Origin of the sequence: Bacillus sp. es.034 (genome assembly GCF_002563655.1) — a bacterium.
GTDB lineage: Bacteria > Bacillota > Bacilli > Bacillales > Bacillaceae_B > Rossellomorea.
This window is the reverse complement of record NZ_PDIY01000001.1, coordinates 3,594,149-3,611,460: the sequence shown is the minus strand read 5'-3', so window position 1 is coordinate 3,611,460 and position 17,312 is coordinate 3,594,149. Positions and strand designations below refer to the sequence as shown.

Annotated in this window: 15 protein-coding genes; 12 read left to right on the top strand and 3 right to left on the bottom strand. The window is 42.5% G+C overall.

Going from position 1 to position 17,312, the window contains the following annotated elements; translation table 11 throughout:
• Positions 1-27 precede the first annotated feature (27 nt).
• The 7 genes from ATG71_RS18395 (at position 28) to ATG71_RS18365 (ending at position 8,306) form a co-directional block, all read left to right on the top strand.
• Complete coding sequence (locus tag ATG71_RS18395) at positions 28-570, top strand: peroxiredoxin (protein ID WP_098440909.1); 543 nt, start codon at positions 28-30, stop codon at positions 568-570.
• A 94-nt stretch (positions 571-664) separates the two neighbouring features.
• Positions 665-1,120 carry a TlpA family protein disulfide reductase gene (locus ATG71_RS18390; RefSeq protein WP_098440908.1) on the top strand — a complete coding sequence of 152 codons (456 nt, stop codon included), beginning with the start codon at positions 665-667 and terminating at the stop codon, positions 1,118-1,120.
• A 203-nt stretch (positions 1,121-1,323) separates the two neighbouring features.
• Complete coding sequence (locus tag ATG71_RS18385) at positions 1,324-3,078, top strand: ABC transporter ATP-binding protein (protein ID WP_098440907.1); 1,755 nt, start codon at positions 1,324-1,326, stop codon at positions 3,076-3,078.
• A gap of 10 nt (positions 3,079-3,088) precedes the next feature.
• On the top strand, positions 3,089-4,912 hold the full coding sequence (locus ATG71_RS18380; RefSeq protein ID WP_098440906.1) for an ABC transporter ATP-binding protein: 1,824 nt from the start codon (positions 3,089-3,091) through the stop codon (positions 4,910-4,912).
• Positions 4,913-5,134: 222 nt separating this feature from the next.
• Positions 5,135-6,472, top strand: a complete 1,338-nt coding sequence (locus ATG71_RS18375; protein ID WP_098440905.1) for a cytochrome ubiquinol oxidase subunit I — start codon at positions 5,135-5,137, stop codon at positions 6,470-6,472.
• A 59-nt stretch (positions 6,473-6,531) separates the two neighbouring features.
• Complete coding sequence (locus ATG71_RS18370) at positions 6,532-7,545, top strand: cytochrome d ubiquinol oxidase subunit II (protein ID WP_098440904.1); 1,014 nt, start codon at positions 6,532-6,534, stop codon at positions 7,543-7,545.
• 104 nt (positions 7,546-7,649) lie between these two features.
• Positions 7,650-8,306 (top strand): potassium channel family protein, encoded by a 657-nt coding sequence (locus ATG71_RS18365; RefSeq protein ID WP_098440903.1) that lies wholly within the window; start codon positions 7,650-7,652, stop codon positions 8,304-8,306.
• Between the two features lie 47 nt (positions 8,307-8,353).
• On the opposite strand, the gene rnjA is transcribed toward ATG71_RS18365, so the two are convergent.
• Together rnjA and ATG71_RS18355 are read right to left on the bottom strand one after the other, a co-directional pair.
• A complete protein-coding gene (gene rnjA / locus ATG71_RS18360) occupies positions 8,354-10,021 on the bottom strand; it encodes a ribonuclease J1 (protein WP_098440902.1) in 1,668 nt (555 codons plus the stop codon).
• Positions 10,022-10,024: 3 nt separating this feature from the next.
• The gene (locus ATG71_RS18355; RefSeq protein WP_060670009.1) at positions 10,025-10,231 is read right to left on the bottom strand and encodes a DNA-dependent RNA polymerase subunit epsilon; all 207 of its coding nucleotides are present in this window, start codon (positions 10,229-10,231) and stop codon (positions 10,025-10,027) included.
• 662 nt (positions 10,232-10,893) lie between these two features.
• Between ATG71_RS18355 and ATG71_RS18350 the strand changes: the two genes are divergently transcribed.
• Positions 10,894-11,664: a Cof-type HAD-IIB family hydrolase gene (locus tag ATG71_RS18350; protein ID WP_098440901.1), complete on the top strand. Its 771-nt coding sequence runs from the start codon at positions 10,894-10,896 to the stop codon at positions 11,662-11,664.
• 52 nt (positions 11,665-11,716) lie between these two features.
• Here the strand turns inward: ATG71_RS18350 and def are convergent, their stop codons facing one another.
• Positions 11,717-12,271, bottom strand: coding sequence for a peptide deformylase (gene def / locus ATG71_RS18345; protein ID WP_098440900.1), 555 nt, complete (start codon positions 12,269-12,271; stop codon positions 11,717-11,719).
• 325 nt (positions 12,272-12,596) lie between these two features.
• Here def and ATG71_RS18340 point away from each other — a divergent pair, with 325 nt between their 5' ends.
• From ATG71_RS18340 to ATG71_RS18325, 4 genes are all read left to right on the top strand, one after another.
• On the top strand, positions 12,597-13,256 hold the full coding sequence (locus tag ATG71_RS18340) for a YkyA family protein (RefSeq protein WP_286163059.1): 660 nt from the start codon (positions 12,597-12,599) through the stop codon (positions 13,254-13,256).
• Positions 13,257-13,721: 465 nt separating this feature from the next.
• The gene (gene pdhA, locus ATG71_RS18335) at positions 13,722-14,837 is read left to right on the top strand and encodes a pyruvate dehydrogenase (acetyl-transferring) E1 component subunit alpha (RefSeq protein WP_060670003.1); all 1,116 of its coding nucleotides are present in this window, start codon (positions 13,722-13,724) and stop codon (positions 14,835-14,837) included.
• A gap of 3 nt (positions 14,838-14,840) precedes the next feature.
• The gene (locus ATG71_RS18330; protein WP_034756039.1) at positions 14,841-15,818 is read left to right on the top strand and encodes an alpha-ketoacid dehydrogenase subunit beta; all 978 of its coding nucleotides are present in this window, start codon (positions 14,841-14,843) and stop codon (positions 15,816-15,818) included.
• A gap of 154 nt (positions 15,819-15,972) precedes the next feature.
• Positions 15,973-17,310: a dihydrolipoamide acetyltransferase family protein gene (locus ATG71_RS18325; RefSeq protein ID WP_098440899.1), complete on the top strand. Its 1,338-nt coding sequence runs from the start codon at positions 15,973-15,975 to the stop codon at positions 17,308-17,310.
• Positions 17,311-17,312: the final 2 nt, after the last annotated feature.

Below are 17,312 nucleotides of genomic sequence, written 5' to 3'. Positions count from 1 at the left end.
TCAAATACTCATTGGAGGGATTTATTCATGGCAGAACGCATGGTTGGTAAACAGGCTCCACGTTTTGAAATGGACGCTGTAATGCCAAACAAAGAATTCGGTAAAGTTTCTTTAGAGGAAAACATGAAAAACGATAAGTGGACAGTATTGTTCTTCTATCCAATGGACTTCACATTTGTATGTCCGACGGAAATCACAGCAATGTCAGACCGTTACGATGAGTTTGAAGACTTAGATGCAGAAATCATTGGTGTCTCTACAGACACTATCCATACCCATTTAGCATGGATCAACACTGATCGCAATGCAAATGGAATCGGCGAACTGAACTATCCACTTGCGGCAGATACAAACCATTCCGTATCCCGTGAATACGGTGTTCTGATTGAAGAAGAAGGTGTGGCTCTTCGTGGCCTTTACATCATCAACCCTGAAGGGGAGCTTCAGTACCAGGCTGTATTCCATAACAATATCGGCCGTGACGTTGAAGAAACCTTGCGTGTACTTCAAGCGCTTCAAACCGGCGGACTTTGCCCGGCGAACTGGAAGCCAGGTCAAAAAACTTTATAATTTTCAAATGAATAAAGGCCTAACCGTTTGTTAGGTCTTTTTTTTACACATAAATGACCAAGGTCTAAACAGAAATTTAAGGAGGCAATCCGTAATGAAACTGCGTGAACCTATGCCGGAGCTTTCCGGCGCTACTGAATGGTTGAATGGAGAAGTGACAAAGAAGGATCTCACCGGAGATAAACCGACTCTTATCCACTTCTGGTCGATTTCTTGTCATCTCTGTAAAGAAGCCATGCCCCAAGTCAATGAATTCCGTGACCGGTACAGTGATAAACTGAACGTAATGGCTGTTCATATGCCTCGCTCAGAGGAAGATTTAAATCTGGATGAAATCAAAAAGGTGGCTGCGGAGCATGATATCACTCAACCGATCTTTGTGGACAGTGAGCATAAGCTGACAGATGCATTTGAAAATCAATACGTCCCTGCTTATTATGTATTTGATAAAGACGGGAATCTCCGTCACTTCCAGGCAGGAGGGAGCGGTATGAAGATGCTTGAAAAGCGTGTGAACCGTGTTCTGGATGAAATGGAAAAAAGCGAATAGGGATCAAACGTAATATGGAGGAGGGATCGGTCAAAAGACCGATCCTTTTTTGTGGTTTCATTTTTACAATGGATATGGATTAAGAATTAAAGGAGAATTCACAAAAAGGAAAAAATTCTAAAAAAAGGGTAGATAATTATTTCGAAAGCCGATATATTTAGTAGTACGTTGTTTTTTTATGGAACACGGAGGGGAGAGGAAATATGGATACATTTAAAAAATTAAAAGCCTTTTACTGGCCTTATAAAAGGCATTTTATCATTTCAATGATTTTCTTGATTTTTGTTACAGGCATTACAGTGGTATATCCAATGATCTTACAAATTACAATTGACGATGTTATTCTCCAAGGGGAATATAAGTGGATTCCGTACCTTGCATTCGGATTTATCGGTATCATGGTTCTGAAAGGGATCGCCACATACATCCAACAGTACAACGGTGACCTATTCGGGATAACATCGGTCTACCGATTAAGGAACGAATTGTATGAAAAGCTTCAATTCCTTCCATTCAGTTATTATGATAACGCCAAGACAGGGGATTTAATGTCACGCTTGACGGCTGATGTAGAAGCTTTCCGCTTTTTCTTATCATTTGGTTTCTCGGAATTGCTCCGCTTCTTCCTGCTGGTGACGGTCAGCTTTGGGGTGATGTTCTACTATTCACCATCATTGACGTTCGTGACCCTGGTTTCCCTGCCTTTTCTCGGCATTGCTGTATACAAATTCGATAAGGCGGTCCATCCTGCCTTCCGCGGGATCCGCAAGTCCTTCGGAAAGCTGAACACGAATGTCCAAGAAAATATCTCCGGGATCAATACGGTGAAATCACTTTCCCGTGAAGATTTCCAAATCAATAAATTCAACCGGTCCAATGGTGATTATAAAGATAAGTACCTTTTCACATCGGACATTTGGGCAAAGTACTTTCCACTCATGGAGTTCTTAGGGAATGTGAGTGTCGTCACACTCCTTGCATACGGTGGATATCTCGTGATGAATGGAAATCTACAACCAGGCGAGCTTGTCGCCTTTTACAGCCTGGTCTGGTATATTATCTGGCCGATCATGAACCTTGGATTTACCATCAACCTTTTTTCCCAATCCAAGGCATCCGGTGAGAGATTACTGGAGATTTTGGAAGTGGATGAGAAGATAAAGGATCATAGTGGGGTCATCCACGTTGAACGATTGAAAGGCGAAGTGGAATTTAAGGACGTATCATTGAATTACACGGTGCATGACGAAGCAGCATTAGAGGATATTTCCTTCAAGGCAGAACCCGGCAAGGTCATTGGTCTGATCGGGGGCACAGGATCAGGGAAAACGAGTATCACCCAGTTGATCACACGTTTCTATGAACCGGATGAAGGCGAAATCCTCATTGATGGAAGGGATGTAAAAGATTACTCACTAAAATCACTCCGTCAAAATATTGGATTCGTACTCCAAGAGTCATTCTTATTCTCCTCAACCATCAAAGCCAATATCTCATATGGTCGACCGGAAGCATCCATGGAAGAAATCATCGAAGCAGCAAGACGTGCAGAGGCACATGATTTCATTTCCGAATTGCCTGATGGATATGACACCAGACTGGGAGAAAGGGGACTGGGTCTTTCAGGCGGTCAGAAACAACGGATTGCCATAGCACGTGCGATCTGCACGGACCCCTCGATCCTCATTCTCGATGATGCTACTAGCGCCGTGGACATGGAAACGGAATTCAGAATCCAAAAAGCGCTGAAAGAAGTCATGTCCGATCGTACGACCTTCATCATCGCGCACCGGATTTCATCGCTTAAGCATGCCGACGAAATACTCGTCCTTGAAAACGGTAAAGTCGTTGAACGAGGCGTTCACGATTTCTTACTGAAAAATAACGGACCATATCAGCGAATCTATGATATTCAATACCAAGACCAGAAAAAAATATTACAAACTCAGGAAGGGTAGGTGAAAGAGATTGAGCGAAAAAAAGAAAGTGAATAAAAACATTCTGAGCAGGTTCCACTACTCGACCGATCAAGTGATTGATAAGCCATTCAACTGGGAACAGCTCTACCGGTTACTGACATATTTAAAACCATATTCTAAAAAACTGTTGCCTTTGTCGATCATCACTGTTCTGATCACAACGGCTGTCCGCCTGATCATCCCGATCCTCATCGGTGTATACACACTCGATAAAGCGATCAGGCAAAAGGATGAGAATCTTCTCTTTACCCTTGTGGGAATCATAGCTGGACTGTATGTTTTGAATTATATAGCCAACGTCCTCAGGATCAAATGGATGAATCAATTGGGGCAGGGAGTCATCTATGACCTGAGAAAACACTTATTCAGTCATGTTCAGTGGCTTTCCCATCGTTTCTTTGATCAGCGTTCAGCAGGCTCGATCCTTGTCCGAATCATGAATGACATCAACTCCCTGCAGGAGCTTTTCACGAACGGTGTCATTAATCTGTTGATGGATCTCATTCTGCTCATCGGAATCATCGTGATACTCTTTACGTTAAGTCCGGAACTCACACTTGCCGTTATGGTCATTTTGCCTATCATGTTCTTCATCTCTACAAGCTTGCGCAAAAAAATACGCAAATCCTGGCAGGTGGTAAGGCTTAAGCAATCAAAACTTAACTCTCATTTAAATGAAAGCATCCAGGGAATCAGGGTGACACAATCTTTCACCCAGGAAAAAGAAAATATGGCCTTCTTCGATGGAGTCAACACAGAGACCTTCGATAGCTGGAGAACGGCAACAAAGAAAAATGCCATGTTCCGTCCACTGGTGGAATTAACGAATGCCATCGGAACCGCCGTCCTGATTTGGTTTGGGGCCCACCTCATTCAAAATGGATCACTGGAGCTTGGTGAATTCGTCTCCTTCGCATTCTATCTTGGCATGTTCTGGGAGCCGATTTCAAGACTCGGTCAGGTTTATAATCAGCTGTTGATCGGGATGGCTTCATCTGAGCGAATCTTTGAATTCCTCGATGAACAACCGATTGTAAACGAAAAGAAAAATGCCTTGAATCTGACCGATATCAAGGGAAGAATCCAGTTCGAACATGTGGAATTCTCTTATGATGACAAACGTAAAGCACTCAGGGACATCAACCTGGAAATGAAAGCCGGTCAAACCGTTGCACTCGTCGGACATACAGGATCGGGGAAGACGACGATCGCGAATCTCATCAGCCGATTTTACGACCCGACAAATGGGGTGGTGAAAATTGATGGAGTTGATTTGCGGGATGCATCTGTTTCAAGCTTACGCAGTCAAATCAGCATCGTCCTGCAGGATACATTCATCTTCTCAGGAACAATCATGGATAATATCAGATTCGGACGCCCGGGTGCATCCGATGAAGAGGTCTTGATGGCAGCCGAAGCCATCGGGGCAAACGAATTTATCGAGAAGTTATCCAACGGTTACGAAACGGAAGTCGAGGAACGGGGGAATGTGTTATCTGTAGGTGAAAGACAACTATTGTCCTTCGCACGAGCCCTTTTGGCAAATCCTCGTATCATCATCCTGGATGAAGCGACAGCATCCATCGATACAGAAACAGAAGTCAAGATTCAAAATGCATTGAAGAAATTACTGAACGGCCGTACCGCGATCATCATCGCCCACCGCCTTTCCACAATCCGTGAGTCCGACAATATTTTTGTCCTTGAAAATGGCAGAATCAAAGAGTCGGGAAATCACGCCGAATTGATGGACCAGGAAGGAGACTATTTTGAACTGGTGAAGTCACAGTTCAGGATGTTGGATGCGATGTGATATGCAGTATAGAGGACCCCGCACTGGTGTGTGGGTTTTTTTTATGGAAGGAAATGGTGGGGTGGAGAAACTAAACAAGAGGAACTTTGTGAAAAACGTCACAAAATATTCATTGTTCAATACTTCACAAACTCATCACCAGGTTTTATAATGAACAATAAGTGATAAACAGTAGGAAAGAGCTGTTTACGATAAAAAGTAATTCGGTAGGGGGAGTAAAGAATGGTTTTGGATAGTGTGATTTTAAGCAGGATGCTCACGTCGACAACCCTTGCATTCCATATTATTTTTGCAACGATTGGGGTAGGGGTTCCGGTTATGATATCCATAGCGGAGTTCATGGGGATCAAACGAAATGATCCACATTACCTTTTGCTGGCACGTAGATGGGCAAGGGGATTTACGATTACGGTGGCTGTCGGAGTGGTGACCGGTACTGCTATTGGTCTTCAGTTGTCCCTGTTATGGCCATCATTTATGCAGGTCGCCGGACAGGTGATTGCCCTGCCATTATTCATGGAGACTTTTGCGTTTTTCTTTGAGGCCATCTTTTTGGGGATTTATCTTTATACGTGGGATCGATTCAAGAATAAATGGATTCACTGGCTTCTGACGATACCGGTGATGATCGGTTCTTCGGCTTCAGCACTATTCATTACGACGGTGAACGCGTTTATGAATACGCCACAGGGATTTGAGTTGGAAAATGGAAAAGCGATCAATATCGATCCGATTGCAGCGATGCTGAATCCCGCGACACCAACCAAAGTGTTTCACGTGCTGACGACGGCATACTTAACATCTGCTCTCATACTGGCAGCTATCACAGCATTTGCGATCCTTCGTAAAAAGGGAGGGGACTATCATAAGAAAGCCCTTCGTTTAACAATGTTATCTGCGCTGATTTTCGCTTTCGCCTCTGCTCTCGCAGGGGATTTGTCGGCCAAGTTCCTGGCTGAATATCAGCCTGAGAAACTTGCGGCGGGAGAGTGGCATTTTGAGTCGGAAGAGAATGCCGATTTAATCGTTTTCGGGACGCTTGATGAAAACAATGAAGTTCATAATGAGATACGTTTACCAGGTTTCCTGAGCTTCCTGGCGGGAAGTTCGTTTGATACAGAGGTCATCGGGTTGAATGAATTCCCGGAAGACGAACGGCCGCCTTTATGGGTACATTATTTGTTTGATTTGATGGTATCCATCGGGTTTTACAGTATCTTCATTGCCGGGGCATTTATCTTATTCTGGAAATGGAAAAAAAGGAATGAATGGAATAAAGGATTGCTTTGGGGGATCGTAGCCAGTGGACCGCTTGCCATGCTTGCCATCGAATTTGGCTGGATTTACGCTGAGGTCGGAAGACAGCCATGGATTTTGCGTGGATATATGAAGGTGGCGGAAGCGGCAACAAAGGCAGACGGGGTCGGCTTGACGTTTGCGCTCTTTGTGGCTCTCTATATACTCCTCGGCATCCTGTGTGTCGTTGTATTGATTAAAATGTTTAAGAATAAGCCGGCAGAGGCTGAATTGGAACAACGCTTTCCTAAAAAAGCGAGTTAGCGTGTGAGGCCCCTTAAAAAGAAGGGGCCGACTGATTTTGATAAGGGGGAGGAATGAATATGAGTTTGGAAATCGTGGGGATTACCGTCCTGTGGATTTTCCTATATGGTTATTTGATAGTGGCTTCGATTGATTTTGGAGCCGGCTTCTTCGCCTTTTACGGCAGGATGAAAGGGAAAGAGCATACGTTGAATGTGTTGATCAGTCGATATCTTTCTCCTGTATGGGAAGTAACGAATGTCTTCTTTGTCTTCTTTTTTGTCGGTTTGGTCGGTTTTTTTCCAGATGCAGCCTATTACTACGGGACGGCATTATTGCTTCCGGGGAGTATTGCGATCATATTGCTTGCCATCAGGGGAAGCTTTTATGCTTTCGGAAACTATGGTTCCAAGGACAATATTGTTTACCTGTTTTTGTACGGGGCAACCGGGTTACTGATCCCGGCTTCACTGTCTACGGCATTGACCATTTCAGAAGGCGGTTTTTTGGAAGAGCAGGGTGATAAGGTTGTATTCCTTGCCCGGGAATTGTTTACGAGTCCTTATTCATGGAGCGTGGTCGTCCTGTCCATCGTATCGGTCTTATTCATCAGTGCCACATTCCTGACCTATTATGCCAATCGTGCCGGGGATATGGATTCAAGAGAAGAACTGAGAACGTTTTCAATATTCTGGAGCCCGCCGACGATTTTAGCGAGTTTACTGGTTTTCGTATCTTTAAGAGAACATAATCCCGAGCATTTCAATAGCGCCATTGAGATGTGGTGGATGTTCGGATTATCCCTTGTCTGCTTTCTTGGCGCTTCAATTTTTATCTATAGGAGAAGAAATTTTGGTATGGCATTCATCCTGGTCATGCTGCAATTCTTCTTTGCGTTCTTTGGCTACGGGGCGTCACATTTACCATATATCTTGAAACCGTTTATCACGATTGAAACGAGTGTCACGAATCCAACGATGGGGATGGCACTGGTCGTAGTCTTTATCGCAGGTCTGTTATTGCTGATTCCTTCTCTTTATCTCCTGATGAGACTTTTCTTATTTGATGCGGATTACGTCAAGGGGAACAAGTGATGAGTTGGAACTTTAATGAAATACGAAAAAGGAAAGGGAGAAATGTCATTTTCTCCTTTTTTTTATGCTAAAATATAGATTATAGAGACTGCGGGGGGATACGTGTGAAAAAAGAGTTTGTAGTTATTGGCTTGGGCCGATTTGGCGGCAGTATCGTACGGTCATTGACCGATCAAGGCATGGAGGTCATGGCCATCGATCATGACGAGGACAAAGTGAATGAATTCTCTTCCATCGCTTCACATGCCGTCGTTGCGGATTCAACCGATGAATCCGTACTGAAGAGCCTGGGGATACGTAATTTCGATCATGTCATTGTCGCGATCGGAGATGATATCCAGTCCAGTGTACTAACGACATTGATGTTAAAGGAAATCGGCGTCAAGAAGATTACCGTGAAAGCCCAAAATGATTATCATGAAAAGGTCCTCCGTAAAATTGGGGCGAACCAGGTCGTTCATCCTGAGAGGGATATGGGAAGAAGGATCGCTCATAATATCATTTCAAATAATGTACTGGATTATCTGGAATTGTCAGATGAACACTCGATCGTGGAGATTGTCGCGAGTGAACGTCTGAGTGGAAACTCCCTTATCGATTTAGATATCCGTGCTCAATTCGGAATCAACATCGTGGCGATCAAGCGGGAAAAAGATATCATCGTATCCCCACAGGCCGATGAACAGATCCGGGTTGGGGATATCCTTATTGTCATTGGTGCCGATACGGATATTAACCGGTTTGAAAAAAAGGTATTATGAAACAAAAGAAGAGGCTGACCCACTTGGGCCAGCCTCTTCTTTCGTTATTATACTTCCATGATGATTGGTAGGATCATCGGGCGACGTTTCGTTTTTTCATATAAGAATGGAGCAAGTGTATCTGTGATTTCATTCTTGATTTCTGACCATTGGGACGTTCTTCTTTCAAGCACTTTGTTCAAGTGTTTAGAAATGAGCGTTTGCGCTTCATTGATAAGGTCGCCTGATTCACGCATGTAGACGAAGCCTCTTGAAATAAGGTCCGGACCGGAAGCAATCTTGAAATCCTTCATGTCGATGCTGACAACGACGATCACAAGGCCTTCTTCTGAAAGGATACGGCGGTCACGAAGGACGATATTACCGATGTCACCGATCCCGCTTCCATCGATATAGACGTTTCCAGAAGGGATCTTCCCGGCTACCTGTGCGGAGTCATTGCTTAATGCAAGGACTTCGCCGTTATCCATGATGAAGCAGTTTTCCGGTTGGACGCCACAATCGACACCAAGCTGAGCGTGCATCTTCTGCATACGGAATTCTCCGTGAATTGGCATAAAGAAGGTTGGATTCATCAAACGAAGCATCAGCTTCATTTCTTGTTGTCCACCATGACCAGATGTATGGATATCACTTAATGGTCCATGAACGACTTCTGCACCGGCACGATATAAAAGGTTGATCGTACGGTTTACACTGATTGTATTCCCCGGTATTGGTGAAGAAGAGAATACAACAGTATCACCAGGCTGAATCTGGATTTGACGGTGGGTACCGTTTGCAATCCTTGATAATGCAGCCATCGGTTCACCTTGGGAACCTGTACACAGAATAGCCACTTCGTTCGCTGGAAGGCGATTGATCTGATTATGTTCAATGAATGTATCCTTAGGAGCGTTGATATATCCTAATTCTTGTCCAATCGTGATGGCTGCTTCCATACTTCTTCCGAATACGGCAACCTTTCTGTTATGGAACACTGCTGCTTCAACCACTTGTTGAAGACGGTGAATATTCGAAGCGAATGTGGCAAAGATGACTCTTCCGTCCACTTTACGGAAAATATCATTGATGCTTTCTCCGACTTTACGTTCTGACATCGTGAAATTTGGAACTTCAGCATTTGTACTGTCAGACAGTAGACATAGAACACCTTCTTTTCCAATTTCAGCCATTTTGGTTAAGTTCGCGGGTTCACCAACTGGCGTGAAATCGAATTTGAAGTCACCTGTGTGCACAACATTTCCAGGTGGTGTTTTGACAACGATTCCGTATGAATCAGGAATACTATGCGTTGTTCTGAAGAAGGTTACAGAGGTTTTGCGGAATTTCACAACATCATCTTCCTGGATGACATTTAATTTCGCATTACGTAATAATCCGTGTTCTTCAAGTTTGTTCTTGATTAGTGCCAGTGCAAGCTTCCCACCGTATATTGGGATGTTTAACTCGCGAAGTAAATATGGGATTCCTCCAATATGGTCTTCGTGTCCGTGAGTGACGAAGAGTCCCTTGATTTTATCTGCATTCTTCACGAGATACGTATAATCAGGGATCACGTAATCGATACCGAGCAGTTCGTCCTCAGGGAATTTGATTCCTGCATCGATCAGGATAATTTCGTCTTGGAATTGTACGCCGTATGTGTTTTTACCGATTTCACCTAAACCGCCAAGGGCAAATACAGCGGCTTGGTCATTCTTTACAAATTTCATTAATTATTGCTCCATCTCAAAAGAATGGTGGTTTTTTTCATACTCTAAAAAAGCGCCCTCAAGCTTTTGTACGAATTCGATGTTATACGGTTTGTCTTTTAAATTCAGGCGTACTTCACGTTCTGAATCTGCTTCCATGTAAAGAGATTGAGTGCATTCGCGAACAGGCACTTCTGCTTTACTTTCTTGATAAAATACTTTAAAAATCATTTTTCTCTCTCCTTATCCGTTTTCAAAAAATCTAACTTTCATCTATGATAAAAAAGTTATCAACTATATTTACATTAACTTATATAATAGCCTATCATTTCTATAGGAACGAATCATTCAGTTATGTATGTATTAAATTATATAGGATTCTCCCGTGTAAATAAAGCTTTTGAATAATCCTGTACTAAATCATGACAAAGATAGAAGAGGGACCAATGCCAATGGAGGAAAAGCTCACTAATGGCGTCAGTCCCTTATTCATTGTGCAATTGTATGTCAGTATGTCCGATTGTCATGCATTCTAATAGTGTTTTCCCGAAAATCGTTTCCAGAGAAACAGGGGGATTATGCAATCGTTTTTTTTCTAAGCAATTCTTTCCACTGTTTTAAAAGCTTTTTCCTGAGCTTCTTTAACATGGTGGATCACTCCTTATTAATAGTTTACCGAGATTTTCCTATGAAGTAAAGGAACAATAATACGGACGTCTCTGTTGTGTTACTTATATTGTACGGAATTTATGGAATCTCTTACATGGTTAAGTTTGGTAAATGGTTCTGTTCGACTGTCTTCATTGACATTTTCCTTGTAAAGGATTACCTTATACAACGGGTAAAATAGAATCACAATTGAATATTTAGATATTTAGAAAAGGAGAACGAACATGTCTAAAATAGTTTTCTTTGATATAGACGGCACGTTGCTTGATCACGATAAAAAACTGCCACAGGCCACAAAAGAAGCCATCAGGACGCTGCAGGCAAACGGAACGTATGTTGCGATTGCAACTGGAAGGGCACCATTTATGTACGAAAATTTAAGAGAGGAATTGGGAATCGAGTCCTTCGTATCTTTTAATGGGCAGTATGTGGTTTTTGAAAATGAAGTGATATACACAAACCCTCTGCAAGTTGAAACGTTGGAGGAATTATTAGAGGATACGTATACTAAGGAACACCCTGTCGTTCATTTGAATCATGAAACGATGAAAGCGAACCATAAACATCATGACTTTATCGAGAAAAGTATGAATAGCTTGAAGTTTCCTCATCCGGGATACGCCCCGGATTTTTATAAGGGAAGGGACATCTATCAATCCCTGCTATTCTGCACGAAGGAAGAAGAGGATTTTTACCGGGAGAAATACACCGACTTCACGTTTATCCGCTGGCACCAATTCTCGATGGATATTCTTCCGAAAGGCGGTTCAAAAGCAGAAGGAATCAAGAAGATGATCGCCAAACTTGGGTTTAACATGGAAGATGTCTATGCTTTCGGGGACGGACTGAATGATATTGAAATGATCCAATCCGTCGGCACAGGTGTTGCAATGGGCAATGCCGTAGAGGAAGTCCAAAAACACGCAAATTTGATTACAAAGCACGTGGATGATGATGGAATCTATCACGGATTAAAGGAACTTGAATTGATCTAAGACATGCTAAAAAAGACTCCCACAGATATTCTGCCGGAGTCCTTTTTTTCGTTTATCGTTCAATGGCAATGGCATCAGGGATCGGCTCAAACGGATTAGAAGGATTGATATGATCATAAAACATGATGCCATTCAGGTGATCGATTTCATGCTGGAATACAATGGCAGGCAGACCTTTGAGGCGAAGTTTTACTTCATTGCCGTCCACATCCCAGCCTCTTACCGTCACTCTGGCATATCGGGGGACGAAGCCCGGTACATTCCGATCCACGGATAAACAACCTTCCCCGGAAGTTAAGTAGGCTTTCTCAATGGAATGGCTGATGATTTTCGGATTGAATAATGCGTAGCTGTATAATTTCCCCTGATTGTCTGTAACGTTGACGGCAAGCATCCGTTTTGAAACATTGATTTGAGGTGCTGCAAGACCGATGCCGGGTCTCAATCCATATTTGGCAGCCGTTTCAGGATCTTGGCTGTTTATGACATATTCCAATAAGCTTCTCAGCGTTTCCTGATCTTCTTCTGATGGGGGGATGGGCACTTCCCGGGCTACCATGGTTAATGTGGGGTGGCCCTCGCGGATAATGTCATTCATCGTAATCATTGTTTTTCCTCCTAGGATACATAGAGATAGAAATAGCTGGCCCCGTCAGGACACAAAAAAGACAGGGCCATCCAAATTGATCCCTTCTCTACTTTACGTATTAAGATAATCTATTATGTATGGTAATAGTTTATCATTTTCCTTTGAAAAAGTTAATGAATGAGATTCAATATTAACAGGAATACCCGGTGGCAAATAGACATATTGATTTTAATAGGGAGAATAGTCCAATCGACATTTTTTTCCACAGTTGTAAATCCCTATTGTCAAAAGATGTAGACATAGATATAGTAGAAGGTGGTAAATAGTTAAGGGGGATCTAGTTGTGTCGAAATTTCGTTTTGCTTTCATTTTAGGAGCCGCTATTTTTGTATTAATGGGGTGTGTCGGTGGTTCTACACCTGAGGAAAATGTGTATAAGGTTCTTGAAGAAACCGTGGCTAAAGAAAGTCAATATGTGAAAGTTCAGAAGCCTCTTCAAGAGTTGGAAGAAAAAGAACAAGAAATCTATACGAAAATCATGGATCTTGGAATGAAAGAGTTTGACCAGATTGTAAAGCTTTCCGATGAAGCTCTGGACAACATTGATAAGAGAAAAGAGAATATCGAAAAAGAACGTGAGTCCATGAAGGAAGCAAAGGAAGAGTTTGCTAAAGCAGACGAATATATTGATGAGTTAGAAAGTGATGACCTAAAAAAAGATGCGAAAAAGCTGAAAAAAACGATGGAAGAACGTTACCAGCTACATGAAAAGCTAACAACCTCTTACTTAAAGGCCCTTTCTCTTGATAAAGAACTTTATAATATGTTCAAAAAGAAAGACCTTACGATGGATGAGCTTGAGAAGCAAATTTCCTCCATTAATGAACAATACGAAAAGATAGTGAAGTTCAATGGGGACTATAATACAAAAACAGAGGAATTCAATAAACTTAAACAAGAATTTTACTCAAAGGCAGATCTTGATGTGAAAGAGTCCGAATAAACGGGTACATATAAGATGAAGGGAGGCGTAAAGCCCTCCTTCATCTTTTTTATGTTTATAGCTGTCCCGTTGGCTCCTTACTCTATAACAGATGAGTCACAAGGATATGTTTATATATAACAGGGTGTTTCCAGGTATTAATACAGTTTTGAAAATTTATGGCAGAACGTTTCAAAAAGATTGGATAGAAACAAGAATTTATAATACTTTGTCGTTGACTAACTGATTTTTAATATTGTAAACTAGGATAGGTATTCATGAATTGTATTAGTCGATAATGATTTTTGACTAATACAGATAAACTCGAATGTAATTTCGGGTTTTCTTTCTTGGTATTTGTGGAAAACTACTTATAGTGTGTGTTTTTCCACAGGTATTGTGGTAGGTCATACTGAATTTGGGTAATCTAAACTATGTATGTAAAAAAACCAAAATAAATGTATAAAGAAAGGATAGGTGACTTCGATGGCTTCTAAATCAAAGAAGGCACAATTCGATGCAGTTAAGACGCTCGAGCAAATTGAAGACAAGTTTGAAATGTTCCAAATTTTGAACGAAGAAGGCGAAGTAGTGAACGAAGATGCTATGCCGGAGATCTCTGATGAGGATCTGCAGGAATTAATGCGTCGCATGGTTTACACTCGTATTCTAGATCAAAGATCAATCTCACTGAACCGTCAGGGACGATTAGGTTTCTATGCACCAACAGCTGGACAGGAGGCATCTCAGATTGCTTCTCACTTCGCACTGGAGAAGGAAGACTGGATCCTTCCTGGATACCGTGATGTTCCACAAATCATCTGGCATGGTCTTCCACTTGCTAAAGCATTCTTATTCTCACGTGGACATTTCCAAGGTAACCAGGCTCCAGAAGGTGTAAATGTACTATCACCACAAATCATCATCGGTGCTCAATACATTCAAACTGCCGGGGTGGCACTTGGCCTTAAAAAACGTGGTAAGAAAGCTGTAGCCATTACGTATACAGGAGACGGTGGATCTTCACAAGGTGATTTCTATGAAGGAATCAACTTTGCAGGTTCTTATGCAGCTCCTGCGATTTTCGTTGTGCAAAACAACCAATTCGCAATCTCCACTCCTCGCGATAAGCAAACGGCAGGACGTACGATTGCTCAAAAAGCGGTTGCTGCTGGTATCCCTGGTATCTTAGTGGACGGAATGGATCCATTAGCAGTCTACTCTGCTACATTAGAAGCGCGTAACCGTGCCGTAAATGGGGAAGGTCCTTCATTGATCGAAACACTTTGCTATCGTTATGGTCCACATACAATGGCTGGTGATGATCCAACTCGTTACCGTACATCAGAAATGGATACAGGTTGGGAAAAGAAAGATCCATTAGTACGTTTCCGTAAATTCCTTGAAGGTAAAGGACTATGGAGTGAAGAGAAAGAGAACGAAGTGATCGAAGAAGCAAAAGAAGATATCAAAAAAGCGATCAAGGAAGCAGACTCAGCTCCAAAACAAAAGGTCACTGACTTCATCAACAACATGTATGAAGAACTTCCTTATAACTTAAAAGAGCAATTAGAAATCTACAAAGAAAAGGAGTCGAAATAAGCCATGGCGCAAATGACAATGATTCAAGCGATCACTGATGCACTGCGCACAGAACTACGCAACAACGAAGACGTTTTAGTTTTTGGTGAAGACGTAGGTCTAAACGGTGGTGTATTCCGTGCAACGGAAGGGCTTCAGAAAGAATTCGGTGAAGACCGTGTATTCGATACTCCACTAGCAGAATCAGGAATCGGTGGTTTAGCAATCGGTTTAGCATTAGAAGGGTACCGTCCAGTACCGGAAATCCAGTTCTTCGGTTTCGTATATGAAGTAATGGATTCAGTAAGCGGACAAATGGCACGAATGCGTTACCGTTCAGGTGGCACGTATACATCACCTATCACAATCCGTTCCCCATTTGGTGGTGGAGTACATACTCCAGAACTTCATGCGGACAGCTTAGAAGGTTTGATGGCTCAACAACCAGGTCTTAAAGTGGTCATCCCATCAACTCCATACGACGCTAAAGGACTATTGATTTCATCTATCCGTGATAATGACCCTGTCATTTTCTTAGAACATATGAAATTATACCGTTCATTCCGTCAAGAGGTTCCTGAAGAGGAATACACAATTGAACTTGGTAAAGCAGATGTGAAACGTGAAGGTACAGACCTTACGATCATCTCTTACGGAGCTATGGTACACGAATCATTGAAAGCGGCAGATGAGCTTGAAAAAGAAGGTCACTCAGTTGAAGTGATCGATCTTCGTACTGTAAGTCCACTGGACATTGACACGATCATGGCATCTGTTGAGAAAACAAACCGTGCCATCGTGGTTCAAGAAGCTCAAAAGCAAGCGGGAATCGCAGCGAACGTTGTGGCTGAAATCAATGACCGTGCGATCCTTAGCCTGGAAGCACCAGTTCTTCGTGTAGCGGCACCGGATACAGTGTTCTCTTTCTCTCAAGCAGAACCTATCTGGTTACCAAACCACAAAGACGTCATCGAAACAGCGAAAAAAGTTCTGAATTTCTAATGGCAGGGAGCTAAAAAGCTCCTCCATAGATAGATAAGTGAAAACAGAAGGGGACGCCACCCTTCTCTTTTCCAATTATAGATATAAGAAAAAGAGACAGATATAACCAAACATTCATCTATATATTCATTATTCAATACAGGAGGTCGAGTCCATGTCATTCGAATTCAAATTACCAGACATTGGTGAAGGTATTCATGAAGGTGAAATCGTCAAGTGGTTTGTAAAGCCAGGCGATAAAGTGGAAGAAGACGATGTACTATGTGAAGTGCAAAACGATAAAGCTGTTGTTGAGATCCCTTCTCCGGTAGCAGGAACGGTTGAAGAACTTCTTGTTGACGAAGGTACTGTAGCAGTTGTGGGCGATACTCTTATCAAGTTCGATGCACCTGGTTATGAGGACCTGCAATTCAAAGGTGGAGAAGAAGAAAAGAAAGAAGAAAAAGCCGAAGAGAAAACGGAAGGTCAGGTTCAAGCAACTGCAGAACAAGGCCAGGACGTAAAGAAAGAAGCTTCTCCAGAAGCTGCTGAAGAGAAATCCGATGCAGAAGTTGACCCAAATAAGCGAGTGATCGCTATGCCTTCAGTACGTAAGTACGCAAGGGAAAACGGTGTTGAAATTCGTCAAGTATCAGGTTCAGGTAAAAATGGACGTGTGGTGAAGGAAGATATCGATGCATTCCTAAGTGGAGACAGCAAGCCTGCTTCTACGCAGGAAGAAGCGAAAACAGAAGAAAATGCCCAAGCATCAGAATCTAAACCTTCTGCACCTAAAGCTCCTGAAGGTGAATACCCTGAAACTCGTGAGAAAATGAGTGGAATGCGTAAAGCGATTGCGAAAGCAATGGTAAACTCAAAACATACAGCTCCTCACGTAACGTTGATGGACGAAATCGATGTAACGAAACTTTGGGCCCACCGCAAGAAGTTCAAAGAAGTTGCAGCTGAAAAAGGTGTGAAATTGACTTTCCTACCTTACATCGTCAAAGCATTGACAAGTGCATTACGCGAGTATCCAGCTCTGAACACATCCATTGATGATGCAACAAGCGAAATCGTACAAAAACATTATTACAATATCGGAATCGCTGCTGATACGGATAAAGGTCTATTAGTACCGGTTGTGAAAAATGCGGACCGTAAGTCCATGTTCTCCATTTCAAATGAAATCAATGAACTGGCTGGAAAAGCACGTGATGGTAAACTTTCAGGCGATGAAATGAAAGGTGCATCTTGCACAATCACGAATATCGGTTCTGCCGGCGGACAATGGTTCACTCCGGTCATCAACCATCCAGAGGTTGCCATCCTTGGTGTTGGACGCATTGCAGAAAAACCTGTGGTTAAAAATGGTGAAATTGTAGCGGCACCTGTGTTAGCATTATCATTGAGCTTCGATCACCGCATGATTGACGGAGCTACTGCTCAACATGCACTTAACCATATCAAGCGTTTGTTGAACGATCCAGAATTATTATTAATGGAGGCGTAATA